We start from the raw sequence: 16,624 nt of genomic DNA on the forward strand, positions 1-16,624 counted from the left end.
CGAACGGTGGGGTTGGGCCGTGGTGACCGCCGCGACCGGCACCGTGCTGATCGGTGTCGGCGCGTTCTGGTTGTCGTTCATGGCGCTCGCTGACCTCGCCGCGCGCTCGGGGATCACATCGGCGCAGGCGTGGATCTGGCCGCTGCTGGTCGACGGGCTGATCGTGGTCTCGACCATCGCAGTCGTTGCGCTGGATGGGCGCACGGGTGCGTGGTATCCGTGGGCGCTGCTGATCTGCGGAGCGCTGGTGTCGGTCGCCGCGAACGCACTACACGCGATAGTCGCAGCGGATGCGAGCGTGCCGGGTGTGCTCGCGGCGACCGTCGCGGCCGTCCCGCCGCTGGTGCTGCTGGCCAGCACGCACCTGACCGTCGTCCTGACCCGCTCCACGTCGCGGCCCCCGACCGCCGACACCGCCTCCAGGGCCGAGGTGGCGCCGGTCGGTGGTGATGCCACTGACGGCGAGTCGTTCGGGCGTCGGGAGCGGGCCGCGCAGTTGCGGGAGGCCGGGTGGTCGAACAAGGCCATCGCGGACGAGCTGCAAGTGCATCCCTCGACGGTGGGCAGATGGTTCGCGCCCCCGGCCGAGGAATCCGAAACCACGACGAGAGAGATGGAGACAACATCATGAACACGAATCCGCATGAGCAGCACGGACGGCTTGATCCTCCGCTGGACGCGGTGTCGGAGCCCGAGCAGCCGAGCCAGGTGCGGCAGGTGCCCGAGGCGGTCGCAGCCGCCGACGTCACCAAGCGCACCAGCACCGACCCGGCCAAGTCCACGGAGGCCGAGTCCACGGCGACGGAGGCGGAGGCGGCCGAGGTCGAGAGGAAACTCGAGGAGCATCGCGCACGCGGGGTGGAGTGGGTGCGGCCTACCGACCTGATCGCCCGCAACAGCGCGTCGTTGGCCGGTCGCGGCATCGACCTGGAGACCGAGCTGGCCCGGAAAGCCCGCGCCCCGATGGTCGAGGGCATCAAGAGCCTCGGGGAGCGGGCGAAGCGGCGGCTGTCGCCGTTGGCAGCGTTCGGGCACGGTGCGCGGCACCAGGCTCCGACGCGGGCTGCGGTCGGGAAGTCGTGAAGCGGTGAGCAGCGATGACACGGCCACGAACTCCCGACCACCCCCAGCACCGAGGGAAATCGCGTGCACCTCGACGCAAGGAGGCGCCTATCATGAGAACCCGCACGACACTCCAAGAGCCGGAGGACTTCACCCGCAGCGAGGGCTTGCGCGCTCTGCTGAACCGGCTGCATGAGGCTGGCCCCGGCGCGTGGCGGCACGATCCGGTCGCCGCCGATCTGATGGGCTACGCCGCACAGAAGTACGAGCTGCTGGCGCACAAGCACGGTCTCGACCCGTGGGAAGCGGCGAGCGCCGCGTTCGATGTGATGCGCACCAAGGCCGCCCGCACCGCCGACGACCCGTGGGGCGTGGTCACGCACGCGGTGCGCATCACCTGCATCGCGGAGGAACGCGGGCAGGGGCTGCTGTGCTCGACGCATCAGGCCAGACGCCCGAACTACTCGGTGTTCCACGACCCGGAGAGGTTGTCGGATCGGGAGAACCCGCTGACGGACTATCACGCCTCCTTCCAGGTCAGCGACCCCGATCCCACGGACGCCGGCAACGACACCGACTCGGATGCAGATGCCGGGCCGGGGCGTCCGGCGGTGCGCATGTCGGCTCATGCGGCGATGGACGACGCCATCGCACTGTTCGTCGCGCTGGAGTGGCCCCCGCATATCGCCCGCGCCGGAGTCGAGCACATCTGCCAGGCCCTCGCCCGTGCCGGGAACCGGCAGAGCGCGTATGAGCTGCTGCGCCGCGACAAGCACGCCCGCGCCCTGCTGGATGTGAACCGCACCGCGTGGTCGGCGCTGCTCAGGGCTCTCCTGGGTCACCCGAACCCGGCATACGCGGCCACGGCGTCGGGGCGGGGCGTTCTGCTGCGGCTGCTGATCGGTGAGAGCCGGGAGGCGCTGCTGCGGGACGACGATCTCGTGCTGATGATCTCGCTGGCCGCACCGAAGCCTGGGAGCCAGTGATGGGCGCGCAGACCGGGCACATCGAGCTCGACCGCACGGTCGAGTCGATCATCGTCGGGCACCGTCACCGCAGGGATCTGGGCGACCTGGACGCGCTGTGCGAGTCCATCGCACGGGACGGCCTGTTGCAGCCGCTGACGGTCACCGTCGACGGTGTGCTGGTCTGCGGTGCGCGGCGGCTGGCCGCGATCAAACGGCTGGGCTGGCGCACGGTGAACGTGTGGGTGCGCTCGGGCATTTCGGGCAGGCTCGGGCATCTGCTGGCCGAGCAAGACGACAACCTCTTGCACAAAGACCTCACCCCGGTCGAGGCGGCGACGCTGTACCGGGAGTTGAAGTCGCTGATGGTCGAGGACGCCGCCCGCAGGCAGGCCGCCACGCGGTTCAGCGCGGACAACCAGCCGGGAAGTGACGGTGCCGCAAATTTTGCGGCACCGTCGTCGGCACGAGGCGATACCCGCGAGCAGGCGGCAGCGATGATCCCTGGCGGCGCTTCACACACCACGCTCGACAAGATCGACTACCTGCAACAGGTCGCCGCCGACCCCGCCGTGCCCGAGCCGGTGCGGGGGCAGGCGGCAGAAGAACTCCACCGCATCGACGCGGGTGCGCCGGTGCATCCGGGCTTCGAGCGCGTCCGTCTCGCCGTCGCAGGCGAGGGGGCTGAGGACTTGGGGGCGCTGGCGCAGGAGGCCCTCGCCCGTGCTCGTGCCCGGCAGACGAAGACGCCCCAGCCTGCTGGCTCCCTCGCCTCGGCCGGCGGCGGGGATGAGGCTGCGCCCGCCCGGTGGCCGGTGCGGGCGTTCGTGGCGACCTGGACGGAACTGGCCGACTGGTGGACGCACTACGACGCGGTAGTGCTCGCTACCGAACTGAGCGACGAGCAGATCACCTCGTTCCTGGATACCGCAGACGGCACCAGCGCGTTCGCTGACGAGCTGCGCACCGCCTGGCAGGAGCCCACGGAACCAGCGGCCGGGGCACGCAGGCACCTGCGCGCGCTCTGACCCCGGAGGACACAGGGGCGCACCTGGAGGCATGAAAACCTCCGATGACCCCGCCCGCACCCGCCGTCGATTCATCGCCCTGATCGCTGCGGCGGTCGTGCTGCTCGTTCTGGCCGGGATCGGCGTCTACGGGCTGCTCACCGGCCCCGCCGACCCTGGCACGAGTGCCCCGGACGACCCGACGGTGCAGGTTCCCGCAGGCCCCGGCGATCCGACGCCCCGGCTGCCGCGCATCGCGCCCACCGAGGATCCCGAGGAGTTCGCCCGCGACGTGGCGCTTGCGCTGTTCACCTGGGACACGGCCAGCGGCCTGTTCCCGCTCGACTACACCTCCGTGCTGCTCGACGTCGGTGACCCGACCGGGGTCGAGCAGGCGGGCCTGGCCTCCGACATCGCCTCGTATCTGCCCTCGCGCGAATCGTGGCTCGATCTGCGCCAATACAGCACGAGTCAGCACCTGACCATCGACGAAGCCTTCGTGCCCGGCCAGTGGGCCGAGGCGGTCGAGCAGGCCCATCCGGGGCAACTCCCCGAGGGGGCGACCGCGATCACCATCGAGGGCACCCGGCACCGCACCGGCATCTGGAACGACGAACCCGTCGCCTCCGAACACGCTGTGGCGTTCACGGTCTTCCTCGCCTGCCCGCCCGACACCGAACCCTCCGGCGACGACGGTGACGGTGAGACCGCGCCGCCGGAGACCGGCGGCGTGGCGGCGTCCTGCTACCTGTTGCGGCTGTCGGTGCTCGATAGCCCGCTGCGGTGAGAACCGGGGCGTTGCGATGAAGAAGGCAGTCCTCGTTCTGGTCGCGCTGATGCTGCTCGGCCCCATGCTCGGCTTGCTCGGGATCGGCGTGCTGATGAACCCTGCCGCCAACGCCGCCTGCACCATCAACGGCGGCGGGATCAGCGTCGGGAATGTTCCCGACGAGCTGACCGTCACCACGCAAGACGGCACCACGTTCACGCTGAACCGCCAGCAACTCACCCACGCGGCCACGATCATCGAGGTCGGCTCGGGCATCGAGGGGGTGGGCCGCGACGGTATCCAGATCGCGCTCATGGCGGCACTGACCGAATCGACGCTGCGGATGCTCGCAAACACCGGCGCATACCCCGAGTCCGGCACCTATCCGAACGACGGCAATGGCTCGGATCATGACTCGCTCGGTCTGTTTCAGATGAGGCCGGCGACGGGCTGGGGCACGGTCGCGGAGTTGATGGACTCGACCTATCAGGCCAGGGCCTTCTTCGGCGGCCCGACCGGGCCGAACCATCCATCCCCGAGAGGGCTCTTGGACATTCCCGGCTGGCAGGAGATGGACAAGGGATCGGCCGCGCAAGCGGTCGAAGTCAGCGCCTACCCGGATCGTTACCGCAACTACGAGCCGGTCGCGGAGACCATCCTCGACACGCTCACCAGCGGCGCGGGTTTGGGCAGCGGTGGCCCGGTCTCGGGGTCGTCGCAGGTGGTTTTCCCCTTGCCGGAAGGGTCGTGGGTGCTCACCGACGAGTTCGGGCCGCGCATCCATCCGATCACCGGGGAGCAGTCCTTTCACACGGGCACAGACTTCGCGGCCCCGGACGGCACACCGATCCTCGCCGCCGCCGGCGGGGTGGTGACCGTCGCGGAGTTCACCGGCGGGTACGGCGGGCTGATCGTGGTCGAACACGACCTCGGCGGCGAAAGTGTCGCCACCGCCTACGCGCACTCCTGGCAGGACGGCATCCACGTCGCCCCCGGCGATACGGTGACCGCCGGGCAGCACATCGGCGACGTCGGCTCATCCGGCATGAGCACCGGCCCGCATCTGCATTTCGAGGTTCGTCTCGGCGGCACCGGCGGGGAGCACACCGACCCAGCCGTCTGGCTCAACGACCACAATGCGGCCGACCTGCCCGAGGCCACCGGCGGCGGGCCGACCGAGGGCTGTCAAGGCGGGAACGCCGCGTTCGATCCCGAGACCGGCATCGCCCCGCCGGTGCGGAACCCCGACGGGTCGTGGCCTGCCGAGTCGTGCTCGCTGCCCGATCCGACCCAGCCGGGCCGTCAGGGTGCGTGCGTCACGCCGCGCACCGCGACCATTGCCGCGCAGATCGAGGCGATGCAGGTCGGAGACAACGGCATCACCTGCTGGGATCCGCACGCCTGGAACCCGACCTCGGATCATCCCAAAGGCAAAGCGTGCGACATCGTGTTCGGCACCATCGGCCAGTTCCCTGCGGGAGCCGACAAGGACAACGGCGACCAGCTCGCGGACTGGCTCGTCGCCAACGCCGAGACCTGGGCCGTGTCCTACGTGATCTGGCAGGGCCGCATCTGGACAGCCGCCCGCGCCGACGACGGGTGGCGTCCCTACACCGGCGGCGGGATCTACGACCCCTCCGACCCCACCGGAGGCCACTTCGACCATATCCACCTCTCGGTCGAATAGAACTAGCAATTATTACATTAGATGTAATCGGCCAGGGCCGGGATCGTGCGGATTCCCTGGTGAGGCAAGGCTATCAGTGGGCGACAGTTGGGCGCTGCGAAGCGGCTCGTGACCAGGGGAAACGCGCCACTGCTTACATTAGATGTACTTTTCTTACATTAGATGTAAGACTATCGGGGTGGACTTCGAGGACGGGAACCGGCCTGGATCGGTGACGGCGCTGCGGCCGGGCAACGTGTCGTTGCTGCGCCCGGTGGAGCAGGTCTTCGATGACATGCTGGCCGGCTGGTCGGCGCAGCAGTCCTCGCGGATGCTGAATGCGAAGACGATCGGGGCGCGACTGGCGCAGGTGCGCCGGTTCGCCGGGTTCTGCGGGAGCCTGCCGTGGGAGTGGACTCCTGCCGACATCGAGGAGTGGACGACCGAGCTGGTCTCCGGCGACAAGCCCTGCTCGCACGGCACGATCCGCTCTTATCAGAACGCGGTCGCGTTGTTCTGCGACTTCCTCACCGACCGTCGTTACGGGTGGGTGGAGCGGTGCGAGGAGCTGTTCGGCACCCACCCGGTGCAGGTCTGCCACGAGTGGAACACCGCGATCCACACGGGCGATCACGAGGCACGCCCGACGGTGCGACCTCTGTCGCGGATCGAGGTGCAAACCTTCTTCGACTACGCCGACGATCGCGTCGACCAGGCCCGCACACGCGGGAAGAAGGGCTGGAAGTCGGTATTCCGCGACGCGACGCTGTTCAAGATGATCTACGCCTTCGGGCTGCGTCGTCGTGAGGTCGGGATGCTGGACCTTCATGACTTCACCCGCAACCCGACCGCGACCGAGTTCGGCCGGTTCGGGGTCTGCAACGTCCGGTGGGGCAAAGCCAGCCGTGGCTCTCAACCCCGGCGTCGCGCGGTGCTGGCGGTGTTCGACTGGACCCGCCCGGTGATTGAGGAATACGTCACCGAGGTGCTGCCCCTGTTCGACACGGCCGGCAGCGGGATGCTCTGGCCGACCGAGCGACAATCCAGGGTCAGCGGGAGCTACATCGGGCTACGGTTCGCCGAGTACCGCGACGAGCTCGGCTTCGACCCCGCCCTGCACCCGCACTGCCTGCGGCACTCCTATGTGACGCATCTGATCGAGGACGGCTTCGACCCGCTGTTCGTGCAGCAGCAGGTCGGGCACCGCTGGGGATCGACCACCGCCCTCTACACCGGCGTCTCCGGCGACTACCGGAACCGCACCCTGCGCCGCGCTCTGGACGCGGCGTTCACTCCACCATCGGCGATCGAGGAAGGCTGACCATCATGACGAAGACCGTGGCCTATCGCTGGCACGTCCGCAAGGTGATGAACGAGCACGGCATGCAGTCCACCACCGACCTGGTGCCGCTGCTGGCCGAACGAGGCGTGGTGATGACCTCCACGCAGGTCTACCGGATCGTGACCGGGCAGCCCGAGCGGTTGAACATGCGGTTCCTGGCCGCGCTCTGCGACATCTTCGATGTCACACCGAACGACCTGATCGAGCCCTACGTCGCGACCAAATCCCGGCGCGGCCGCAAGACCGGCACCACCGGGGCGGCCACGCCGTCGAAGCCGAGCAAGAACCGTCCGACTCGCGCGGTCATCAGACCGGCCGGGGACTGATCGACTGAATGGCGAGCACGATCGTCCGCGGTACCTGTTTCCGCTGCGGACGGGACAAGAACCTGCGCTGGAACCACATCCTGGATCGGGGCGAATGCCGAGCCTGCCGCGCGCAGCGCTCACCCGAGGAGGTCTGCACGGGCTGCGGCAGGACGCGACGGGTCAACGCCCGCACCGACGATGGCGGCGCGATCTGCGTGACCTGCTACGCCCGCACCCGCACCGCCGAGGACGCCTGCGACGAATGCGGCACTCTCGGCCCACTGGCTACTCGGGCCGGCGGGAAGCGCGCGGGATCGCGGAACCTCTGCCCGCGTTGCTACCGCAACCCGAAGCGGGTCTGCGGCGTCTGCGGCCGGCTCAAACGGATCGCGTTGAAAGCCACCGCGACGACGCCGGATATCTGCCCGACCTGCTACCAGGCGCCGGTGATCGACTGCTCGATCTGCGGGCGGCAGGCCCTCGGCCGCCGCACCACCAATCATGGCCGTCCCCGCTGCTTCGCCTGCCAAGCCGCCCAGCAGATCGACGCCGCACTCACCGGCCCAGGCGGGACGATCCGCCCCGAGCTCAAAGGCGTCCGCGACGCGCTGACCGAGCTTCGCCAACCCCGGTCGCTGCTGAGCAACTGGCGGGGTCTTGCAAGCCTGCGCCTGCTCACCGACATCGCCGCCGGCCGGCTCGACCTGTCCCACGATGCTCTCGATGCCCAGCCGCAGGTCTTCTCGGTCAACTACCTGCGCGCCATGCTCGTCGCCGCCGAGGCGCTCCCGCCACGCGATGAGAACGCCACCAGGCTGCACCGCTACGTCACCGAAACCGTCGCCGGCATCACCGATCCCGAGCTGCGCGGAGTGCTGACACGCTACGCCCGCTGGCACGTCGCCGGCCGCGCCAAGACCAACCGCCACGGTCGCATCAGCGCGCACGTCGCGGCCCGCTGCCGGGGCGACATTCAGACCGCCAAGAGCTTCCTCGACCACCTCACCGCCTACGGCCATGACCTCGACGATTGCCCGCAAGCCTGCATCGATGCCTGGCTCGGCGGCCCCAGTCGGAGCGCCCGTCTGAGCTTCATCCGCTGGCTCAAACGAGGCGGCTACCTACCCCGAGTACGACTGCCCGAGCCCATCGCGCCGAAGGACCCAGGCCACGACGCTGATCCCGACGAACAACTCGCCCTGGCCCGACGGCTCCTGCACGACCCCGACTCCGCCAGCATCGAGGACCGCGCCGCAGCCTGCCTGATCCTGCTCTACGCCCAACCCGCCGCGAAGATCGCCGCCCTAACCACCAGCGACATCAAGGTCAGCGACGGCGACACCTACCTCGCCCTCGGCCCCGAGCCACTGCTGCTCATCCCGCCGCTCGACGCCCTGGTCACCGCGCTGCCGGTCGCCAAGCCCTTCGGCACGGCAAGCACCCTCGCCGATCCCCGCTGGCTGTTCACCGGGAAGAACGCCGGCACCCACCTGCACCCCACGTCGCTCATGGCGCGCATGAACCGGCTCGGGATCATCACCCGCGCCAGCCGCAACACCGCCCTGCTGCACCTGGCATCCACGACCCCGCCCGCCGTGTTCGCCTCCCTCACCGGCACCAGCATCGGCACCGCCACCCGCTGGGCCGAACTCACCGGCTCCGCCTGGAACAACTACGCCGGCGCGCGCCGCTGACGCTGAGCAGCCTGGCGCGCTCGGGGAGGGCCACCAGCCCGAACCATCAAGAGGGCGGAGGGTTACAGGTCTCGAATGTCCTCGACACCCTGATCGCTAATCTTGAAGATCGCCACCTCGGGGTTCGTGTTCGAGCGAGGTACCTGTTCAGCAGGTCGCTGACTCGATCGATGGTCTGCGTTGCGTCGTCGATGGAGTCGTAGAGCTTCCGATACAGCTCGGGGCTGTCCAAGCCGGGGATGCCCTTCCATCCGCCGTGGTCGAACAGCAACCGGTGGACCAGATAGTTCCGCGCCTCGACAAGGGTGCGGTACTCGGCTTGGAGATGGTCTGGAAGCTGAGGCTCCACGGCCTTTGCTTTCGCCCCCAGCGTGCTCCGCTCGCGAGGGGGCTTGCCCAGCAGCACCTGGTGGATCGTCTCTGCGGCGGCTTCGGCGACCTGGCAACGGGCGATCGCTCTGCCGAGCAGCAGGTACAGCAACTGCTGAGCGTCCTCCGGGTTACCGGGAACGGGGACCTCCTGCGCCAACAGACCACCTCTCAGATCAGCCTCGCGCATGGCACCAGATGCTTGCGATCCCTCCTCGCCCGACGACCTCAGCCTACCGTCGCCGACCCCCATGGGTTCTGCCGCGCACCTCGTGGCATGGACATTTCAACCGCTTCGAATAATTGCTAGCGCCGGTTGGGCCTGGTCATGGACGTGTTCCCCGACTTCGACGGGCTCTCAGGAATCGGCGATCTGCAACAGGTCGTGGGCGCGCTGCTGATGTTCGTGCTCGTGATCGCGGTGCTGATGGTGATCGTCTCGGGCGCGATCTGGGCCATCGCCGCGAGCACCGGGAACTACGCGGCAGCGGCCAAGGGGCGCGTCGGCGTGCTGGTCTCGCTCGGTGCCGCCGTCCTCGCCGGTGGCGGGGTCGCGTGGATGAACTGGCTCATCGACGTCGGCCAACAACTCTGACCCCATCTCCGTCTTCGTCAGTCGAACGCCCGCCCCGCATGAGGGGCGGGCGTTCTCGCGTCCCGGCTGACCGAGAGCACCTCGCGGCAGAACCATCCAACGCTTCGTGAAGGAGACCTGCCGTGATCGACATCGACCCCAATTCCAGCGGCTTGCCGGGTATCGAGCAGTTGCGCACCATCGTCGGCGCGGTGATGACCGTGGGCCTGATCCTGTCCGTGCTCGCCTTGATTGTCAGCGCGATCATCTGGGCCTACGGCTCCAACTCCAGCAACCCCCACCTCGCCGGGAGAGGCAAGATCGGCGTCCTGATCTCCTGCGGCGCTGCCGTCGTGTGTGGCGCGAGCGTGACCTTGATCAACTTCTTCTGGGGCGTCGGCCAGTCCGTCTGATCCACCCATCCACTCCGAACCAAGGAGGTCGTGATGGGCGTCTGCGACATTCCCGTCATCTCCACCGTCTGCGACACCGCAGGCGAAGCCGCCGCGTCGCTGATCTCGGCACCGTTCGACTGGCTCGCGTCCGCGATGGGCGAGGCCGCCGGCTGGATGTTCACCTCCGTGTGGACGGTGTTCGACACCACCACCCTGGTCGACGTCACCGGCAGCGAGTACGTGGCCGTCTACAACCTGCTGTTCGGCATCGCGGTCTTCGTGATGCTGCTGTTCTTCTGCTTGCAGTTGATCACGGGCATGATCCGGCGAGAACCCGCCGCGCTCTCGCGCGCGGCCCTCGGGCTCGGCAAGAGCGTCCTGGGCTCCTTCGTGGTCATCACCCTCACGGCACTGCTGTTGGAGATCGTCGACCAGCTCTCGGTCGGCATCATCCAAGCCGCCGGTGAGACCACCGAGTCGATGGGCGACAAGATCGCGATCCTCGTCGCCGGGCTGACCGCCCTGAACATCGGCGCACCGGGAGTCGGGGCGATTCTGACGATCTTCCTGGCAGCCCTGGCCATTGCTGCGGCGGCCATCGTGTGGCTGTCGTTGTTGGTCAGAAAGGCATTGCTGCTCGTCGCCATCGTGCTGGCCCCGTTCGCGTTCTCCGGCGCGTCCTGGGATGCCACCCGCGGCTGGATCAGCAAATGGGCGATGTTCGTCCTGGCCCTCATCTTCAGCAAGCTCGTCCTGGTCGTGATCCTGCTGGTCGCGGTCACCCAGGTCTCGGCCCCCATCGACGGCGACCTGTCCAGCGTGGCCGACCCGCTGGCCGGGATCGTGCTCATGGCGCTCGCTGGCTTCGCGCCGTACATGACCTATCGGTTCCTGTCGTTCATCGGCTTCGACCTCTACAACTCGATGGGCACCGAGCAGGAGGCCAAGAACGCGCTGAACCGGCCCGTGCCCACACCGGGCAAGCCCCAAGGCGGCGAGCCGAAGAAGGTCCTCGACGAGGGCAGCAAGAGCGGCGGCAAGAAGACCGGCGGCAACGGCGGTGGAGGCGGTGACGGGGGTGGGCCGACACCCAAGCCCGCGCCAGCCGGTGGCGGCACGGCGGGCGCGAGCGGCTCGGCCGGAGCCGGTGCAGGCGCTGGCGGCGGTGCAGCGGCGGCAGGCCCGATCGCTGCCGGGGTCGTGCTCGGAGCCCAGGCGATCAAGGCGGCTGCGACCGCCGGGCCGAAAGCAGGCCAGGCGCTGGCCGACAACGCCGACGCCGCCGCGAGCGGAGCCACCCAGAGCAGCGACGTCACGCCGCAGGCTCCACCGCCGTCGCAGCCGCTGCCGAAGAACCCGAACAGCACCCCGCCTCCGCCGAAGCCGACCAAGGAGTGATCCGTCATGCCCAGCAGCGAGACAACAACGGCGGAGCGTGGCGGCGGCGAGCTGGTGCCGGTGAAGTTCTCCCGGCTCACCCGGCGCGGCATCCTGCTCGGCCTGTCCCTGTCGCAACTCCTCACCCTCGGCATCGGCGGGGCGAGCCTGGTCGCCGCGTTCTACGGCGGCGGGGGCGTGCTGCTCCTCATGTCCGCGCCGATCTGGGTGATCGCGGCCGCGATCACCTGGATCCCGGTCGCGGGGCGTCCGATGGTCGAATGGCTGCCGGTCGCGTTCTGGTGGCTGTGGCGCTCCACCGGGGGCCAGTTGGCCTACCGGCGCAGGATCGTCAAGCCCCGCCCCGCCGGGACGCTCGCGCTGCCCGGCGACATGGCGAGGCTGCGGGAGTACACCGACCCCGAGACCGGGGCCGGGATGATCCACGACCCGACCGGCGCGACGCTCACGGTGGTGACCGAGGTGACGCACCCGGCGTTCGTGCTGCTCGACCCCGGTGAGCAGGAACGCCGCGTCACCGCGTGGGGGCGGGTGCTGGCGACCGTGTGCCGTTCCGGGCGGATCGCGACCCTGCAAGTGCTGGAGCGGACGCTGCCGGACTCCGGGCAGGGCCTGGCGGAATGGTGGGCGGCGCACGGCACCGCCGACGACTCCTGGGCGTCGACCACCTATCAGGAGCTGATCGACCGGGCCGGACCTGCCGGGGAACGGCACGCGACGACGGTCAGCCTGAGCCTGGACATGAAGGCCGCCGCCCGGCAGATCCGCACCGCAGGCGGCGGCATCCGGGGCGCAGCCGCCGTGCTGCGTCAGGAGATGAGCACCCTGACGGCGGCGCTGCGCTCGGCCGACCTGACGCCGGGCGGCTGGCTGGGCGCCGGGCAGATCGCGGTGATCCTGCGCAGCGCGTATGACCCGGCCATCGCTGCGACGCTGGAGCGCCACGGCGACCTCGGCCACGACCTCGCCACCGCCGGGCCGGTCGCGGTCACCGAGTCGTGGGCGCATCTGCGCAGCGACTCCGCGTTCCACGCGGTGCTGTGGATTTCGGAGTGGCCGCGTTCGATGGTGCATCCCGGCTTCCTGTCCCCGGTGCTGCTGTCGAGCGGCATCCACCGGGCGTTCTCGCTGATCTGCACGCCGCTGCGCACCGATCAGGCCGCCCGCGATATCCGCCGCAAGAAGACCGAATACATCAGCGATGCCGCGCAGCGTGCGCGGATCGGGCAGATCGAGGACGCCAGTCAGACGGCCGAGTACCACGACGTTCTCCAGCAGGAGGCCGATTTGACGGCCGGGCACGGGGTGCTGCGCTACACCGGCCTCATCAGCGTCTCAGCCGACACCCTGCCCGAGTTGGAAGCGGCGGTCGCCGCTATCGAGCAGGCCGCCATCCAATCCTCGTGCGAGACGCGGAAGTTGGTCGGCCAACAGGCCACCGCGTTCACCGCCGCAGCTCTCCCGCTGTGCCGTCGGGTCTGACCCGCCGGGCGCACCTGGCAGCCACCGACCACCGATCCTCTGGGGAGGCCCGACCATGCCCACGTTCAACGACCCGTCCGCCGACGCCGAAGAAGCCCGTCAAGCGGTACGCGGCCTCGCGCACGCCAGTCAGCGCATCGACAACCCCGACGTGCTCTACGGCATCGTCGGGGAACTGCTCGGCACCGCCCGTTCCTTGGAGCAGTCCCTCATCCAACTCTCCGGGGCCTGCCTGACCCACCAAGGACGCGCTGCGCACGACGACGGAGACCGGAACCTGGGCGCGGCGGACGCCTGGGCCGCCGCCGATGCGCTCGCTCAGGCGGCACGCCACATCAGCGGCGCGGAGACCTTCCTCGATCAGGCATCCGGGCATCTCGGGCGGATCGCCTGGCAGCCCCTGGTGCGTCAGTGGGTGACCGTCGTGTTCTTGCAGGGCGAGGAAGCCGACCGTGTGCTCGACGTCATCGACCACGACGGCCCCGAGGCTGCGATCGAGCACCTGCGCGGCTTCGACTACGGCGAGGAGACCACCAGCGCAGCACTCGTGAACGGGCACGTCTACGACGAGCCCCCCACGGGTATGAGAGATCAGCGCGTCAATGAGGGCGAGTATGCGCTCGTCTACAGCCGGGCGTTCGGGAACGTGGCCCTCTATCGCGAACACGCCCCGGCGAGCGAGACCACGGCAGCAGCCGGCGAGACACCGGGGATGACCGGGGCAGGCCCGGCCCAGAGTGCGGCGGACGCGGAAGCGGTGCAGCGGGCGCTCGAGGAACGCCGCGACCGGGTGCGCGGCGACGGGTCGTGGTTCACCCCTGACCGGATCGCGGAGATCAAGCGCGACCGGGGGCTGGGCCGATGAACGGCGACGGGGAGAAGCTGCACGCCTCGGTGCTGGTGGCCCCGGCCCGTGAGCGCCGCCGGTATCGCAAGCAGCGACGTGAGGCGGCGACCCGGCTGCACCGCGAGCAGCAGCAACGGAAGATGGCCGAGGCGAAGGCCCGCGCCGAGGCGGAGAAGGCCGAGCAGCGCGCCCGGCAGTACCTGCCCGCTAGCGGAGAGTCCGGCCCGGCGATGCTGCGCACACCGGGCCGCTTCCATCTGCCGAGGCATCAGGACACTTCCGCCACGCTCGCGGGCGGCTACCCGTTCGTGGCCGAGGGCGGGCTCGGCTCCAGTGGCGTGTTCGTGGGGCAAGACCTCTACAGCGGCGGGAGTTTCGTCTACGACCCGTGGGTGCTTTACGCCAACGGGATCATCACCGCACCGAACCTCGTGCTGGCGGGCATCGTGGGCAGCGGCAAGTCGTCGCTGATGAAGTCGCTGTACACGCGCAGTCTCCCGTTCGGTCGGCGGGTCTACGTGCCTGGCGACCCGAAAGGCGAACATACGCCCGTCGCGGAGGCGGTCGGGGGCCGGGCGATTGCGCTCGGGCATGGCATGTCCACCCGCCTCAATCCCTTGGATGAGGGCTACCGGCCGAGCAACTTCACCGATGCCGAGTGGCAGAGCACGGTCGCGGCGCGTCGCCGTGACCTCATCGGCGCGCTGGCCGAGGTTGTGCTCGCCCGGCCGCTCACCCCGCTGGAGCACACGGCCATCGACTCGGCGCTGACGGCGACGGTGCGGGAGAACCGGGTGCCGATCCTGCCGATGGTGGTCGAGCGCATCCTCGCCCCATCGGAGGACGCCGACGGCAGGCTGGCCGAGGACGGCAGGATCGTCGGTCACGCGCTCAGGCGATTGGTGGCCGGGGACTTGGCGGGGCTGTTCGACGGCCCCTCGACGGTGAGGTTCGATCCGACGCTGCCGATGATCAGCCTTGACCTGAGCAGGGTCACTGAGAACTCGACGCTGATCAGCGCGCTGATGACGTGCTGCTCGGCGTGGATGGAGTCGGCGCTGCTCGACCCGGCAGGCGGGCAACGGTGGGTGATCTATGACGAAGCCTGGAGGCTGATGTCACAGCCGTCGCTCTTGCGCAGGATGGACGCGCACTGGAGGCTGGCGCGTCATTACGGGATCGCCAACGCCTTGATCTTCCACAAGTTGAGCGACCTGGAGAACGTGGGCGATGCCGGGAGCGCGATGCGCTCGCTGGCGAACTCGCTGCTGGCCAACGCGGAAACTCGCGTGATCTACCGGCAGGAAAGTGACCAGCTCGGCGTCACCGCCAAGACCCTCGGACTGACAACGACCGAACGCAAACTGCTGCCCTCGCTCGGCGTCGGGCAGGGGCTGTGGAAGATCAAGGAGCGCAGTTTCGTCGTGCAGGCGCAACTGCACCCCAATGAGCTGGAACTGTTCGACACGTCTTCTCGCGCCGCCGGGAAAAGCTAGAGGTTCGCCCGGAAACTGACGGTTCAGGCGGGCTTCTGGTGTCCCCGATCTCAGCCGGTGCGACGACCCCGAGCCGACCTGCGCACCTTGCCTGTGCGCTCGTCAGGGCGCGCGCATCACCCGTGAGGAGAGGGAATCATGTCTGAGCAGAACGAGCTCGACGGCAGCACCGGGTCGCCGTTCCTCGACGGCCTCTCCGCGTTCGAGGCCGGTGTCTCCAAGTCCGAGGCGGTGCCGGATGTGATGTTCGCGGAGCCGTGGTTCGGCCGGGACAGCGCGGGCTTCGGGCTGCTCGTGGGCCGGAACAAGGTCATCGACGTGCGCGTGGGGCCGCAGGGCCGCGAGACGCGGATCGGCCGGTTCACCGGGAATCGTCGCCGCCCCATCAACGCCGCTGGCGTGGCCAAGGCGTTCGGCATGACGGTCGCGCAGTCCGAGCGGATGCTCGACCACGTTGAGCAGGCGCTGCGAGCAGGGATCGCCGCCTACCGGGAGACCTACCGGACGCTGGCCATTGAAGCCTTCGGCACCGAAGACCCCGCTGGGGTGACGCTCACGCCGAACCTGCTGCAAGAAGTGCACCAGGAAGTCATCGAGGAAGTGCAGCTCGCCGAGCGACAACGAGCACTCCGAGACCGCCTGGACACCGGCGCCGGGCCTCACCCGCGCCAGCCGGGGCCGCGCCGTCCCATCGCACCCGAGCCGCCTCCCCGCACGGAACGGGATGCGCCGGGTCGGTCGAGTGGGCTCTCGCTCTGAACCAGGAACGTGCGGCAGGGACAGGAGAAAGCGATGGGCACAGCAGACGATGACCGGGAACGGCTCACCGCGACCATGACGGCGCTCGACGACGGGCTGAACCGGATCGCCCAGAAGTACGACGGCAGCGTGCAGTTCTCCTACGAGGATCCCGAGACCTTCGGGGCCGGGCACTTCGTGTTCTACCCCGAGAACGACACGAACTCGCGGTTCGCCATTGAGGAGCAGTACACCGGCACCGACTGGTCAGACGATGATCGGCTGCCGACGTCGTGGACGTGGACGGCTCAACGCCGGGTGCCCCACCCGGACGGCACCACCATGTGGGGCATCGAGCGCGAGGGCGAGGCCCGCGCGGAGGACTTCTGGCAGGTGCTCGACGAGGCCGAGAAGTGGGTGCGGCGCACGCACAACCGCATCGCCGGGAGCAACCAGTTCGGCATCGACCCCGGCCGACGACCAGAGCCGCCCGCGCCCAGGCTCTAGCCTCC

Annotated in this window: 18 protein-coding genes; 17 read left to right on the top strand and 1 reads right to left on the bottom strand. The window is 69.2% G+C overall.

Annotated features, from left to right (window positions below):
• The first annotated feature begins 22 nt into the window (after positions 1 to 22).
• The 9 genes from K8W59_RS18985 (at position 23) to K8W59_RS19025 (ending at position 8,813) form a co-directional block, all read left to right on the top strand.
• Positions 23 to 631: a DUF2637 domain-containing protein gene (locus K8W59_RS18985; protein WP_223396550.1), complete on the top strand. Its 609-nt coding sequence runs from the start codon at positions 23 to 25 to the stop codon at positions 629 to 631.
• Positions 628 to 1,083, top strand: coding sequence for a hypothetical protein (locus K8W59_RS18990; protein ID WP_223396551.1), 456 nt, complete (start codon positions 628 to 630; stop codon positions 1,081 to 1,083). Before K8W59_RS18985 ends, K8W59_RS18990 begins: the two co-directional genes overlap by 4 nt.
• Before the next feature lie 92 nt (positions 1,084 to 1,175).
• Positions 1,176 to 2,048, top strand: a complete 873-nt coding sequence (locus tag K8W59_RS18995) for a hypothetical protein (protein ID WP_223396552.1) — start codon at positions 1,176 to 1,178, stop codon at positions 2,046 to 2,048.
• A complete protein-coding gene (locus K8W59_RS19000) occupies positions 2,048 to 3,055 on the top strand; it encodes a ParB N-terminal domain-containing protein (protein ID WP_223396553.1) in 1,008 nt (335 codons plus the stop codon). Before K8W59_RS18995 ends, K8W59_RS19000 begins: the two co-directional genes overlap by 1 nt.
• Positions 3,056 to 3,086: 31 nt before the next feature.
• On the top strand, positions 3,087 to 3,821 hold the full coding sequence (locus K8W59_RS19005; protein ID WP_223396554.1) for a hypothetical protein: 735 nt from the start codon (positions 3,087 to 3,089) through the stop codon (positions 3,819 to 3,821).
• Positions 3,822 to 3,837: 16 nt separating this feature from the next.
• Positions 3,838 to 5,490: a M23 family metallopeptidase gene (locus tag K8W59_RS19010; protein WP_223396555.1), complete on the top strand. Its 1,653-nt coding sequence runs from the start codon at positions 3,838 to 3,840 to the stop codon at positions 5,488 to 5,490.
• Positions 5,491 to 5,668: 178 nt separating this feature from the next.
• Positions 5,669 to 6,790, top strand: a complete 1,122-nt coding sequence (locus K8W59_RS19015) for a tyrosine-type recombinase/integrase (protein WP_017883429.1) — start codon at positions 5,669 to 5,671, stop codon at positions 6,788 to 6,790.
• Positions 6,791 to 6,795: 5 nt separating this feature from the next.
• A complete protein-coding gene (locus K8W59_RS19020; RefSeq protein WP_017883430.1) occupies positions 6,796 to 7,137 on the top strand; it encodes a helix-turn-helix domain-containing protein in 342 nt (113 codons plus the stop codon).
• A gap of 8 nt (positions 7,138 to 7,145) precedes the next feature.
• Positions 7,146 to 8,813 (top strand): hypothetical protein, encoded by a 1,668-nt coding sequence (locus K8W59_RS19025; protein ID WP_031289818.1) that lies wholly within the window; start codon positions 7,146 to 7,148, stop codon positions 8,811 to 8,813.
• A gap of 46 nt (positions 8,814 to 8,859) precedes the next feature.
• Here K8W59_RS19025 and K8W59_RS19030 read toward each other — a convergent pair whose 3' ends face one another.
• Positions 8,860 to 9,372, bottom strand: a complete 513-nt coding sequence (locus tag K8W59_RS19030; protein ID WP_223396556.1) for a hypothetical protein — start codon at positions 9,370 to 9,372, stop codon at positions 8,860 to 8,862.
• 138 nt (positions 9,373 to 9,510) lie between these two features.
• Here K8W59_RS19030 and K8W59_RS19035 point away from each other — a divergent pair, with 138 nt between their 5' ends.
• The 8 genes from K8W59_RS19035 (at position 9,511) to K8W59_RS19070 (ending at position 16,619) form a co-directional block, all read left to right on the top strand.
• Complete coding sequence (locus K8W59_RS19035; RefSeq protein ID WP_223396557.1) at positions 9,511 to 9,777, top strand: DUF6112 family protein; 267 nt, start codon at positions 9,511 to 9,513, stop codon at positions 9,775 to 9,777.
• Positions 9,778 to 9,899: 122 nt separating this feature from the next.
• Positions 9,900 to 10,169 carry a DUF6112 family protein gene (locus K8W59_RS19040; protein ID WP_223396558.1) on the top strand — a complete coding sequence of 90 codons (270 nt, stop codon included), beginning with the start codon at positions 9,900 to 9,902 and terminating at the stop codon, positions 10,167 to 10,169.
• Positions 10,170 to 10,202: 33 nt separating this feature from the next.
• A complete protein-coding gene (locus K8W59_RS19045; RefSeq protein ID WP_223396559.1) occupies positions 10,203 to 11,549 on the top strand; it encodes a conjugal transfer protein TrbL in 1,347 nt (448 codons plus the stop codon).
• Between the two features lie 6 nt (positions 11,550 to 11,555).
• A complete protein-coding gene (locus tag K8W59_RS19050) occupies positions 11,556 to 13,031 on the top strand; it encodes an SCO6880 family protein (RefSeq protein WP_223396560.1) in 1,476 nt (491 codons plus the stop codon).
• A gap of 55 nt (positions 13,032 to 13,086) precedes the next feature.
• Positions 13,087 to 13,896 (top strand): hypothetical protein, encoded by an 810-nt coding sequence (locus K8W59_RS19055; protein ID WP_223396561.1) that lies wholly within the window; start codon positions 13,087 to 13,089, stop codon positions 13,894 to 13,896.
• Positions 13,893 to 15,374, top strand: coding sequence for an ATP-binding protein (locus K8W59_RS19060; RefSeq protein ID WP_223396562.1), 1,482 nt, complete (start codon positions 13,893 to 13,895; stop codon positions 15,372 to 15,374). Before K8W59_RS19055 ends, K8W59_RS19060 begins: the two co-directional genes overlap by 4 nt.
• Before the next feature lie 138 nt (positions 15,375 to 15,512).
• On the top strand, positions 15,513 to 16,133 hold the full coding sequence (locus K8W59_RS19065) for a hypothetical protein (protein WP_223396563.1): 621 nt from the start codon (positions 15,513 to 15,515) through the stop codon (positions 16,131 to 16,133).
• A 33-nt stretch (positions 16,134 to 16,166) separates the two neighbouring features.
• Positions 16,167 to 16,619: a hypothetical protein gene (locus K8W59_RS19070; RefSeq protein ID WP_223396564.1), complete on the top strand. Its 453-nt coding sequence runs from the start codon at positions 16,167 to 16,169 to the stop codon at positions 16,617 to 16,619.
• Positions 16,620 to 16,624: the final 5 nt, after the last annotated feature.

This window comes from Nocardioides rotundus (assembly GCF_019931675.1).
Lineage (GTDB): Bacteria > Actinomycetota > Actinomycetes > Propionibacteriales > Nocardioidaceae > Nocardioides > Nocardioides rotundus.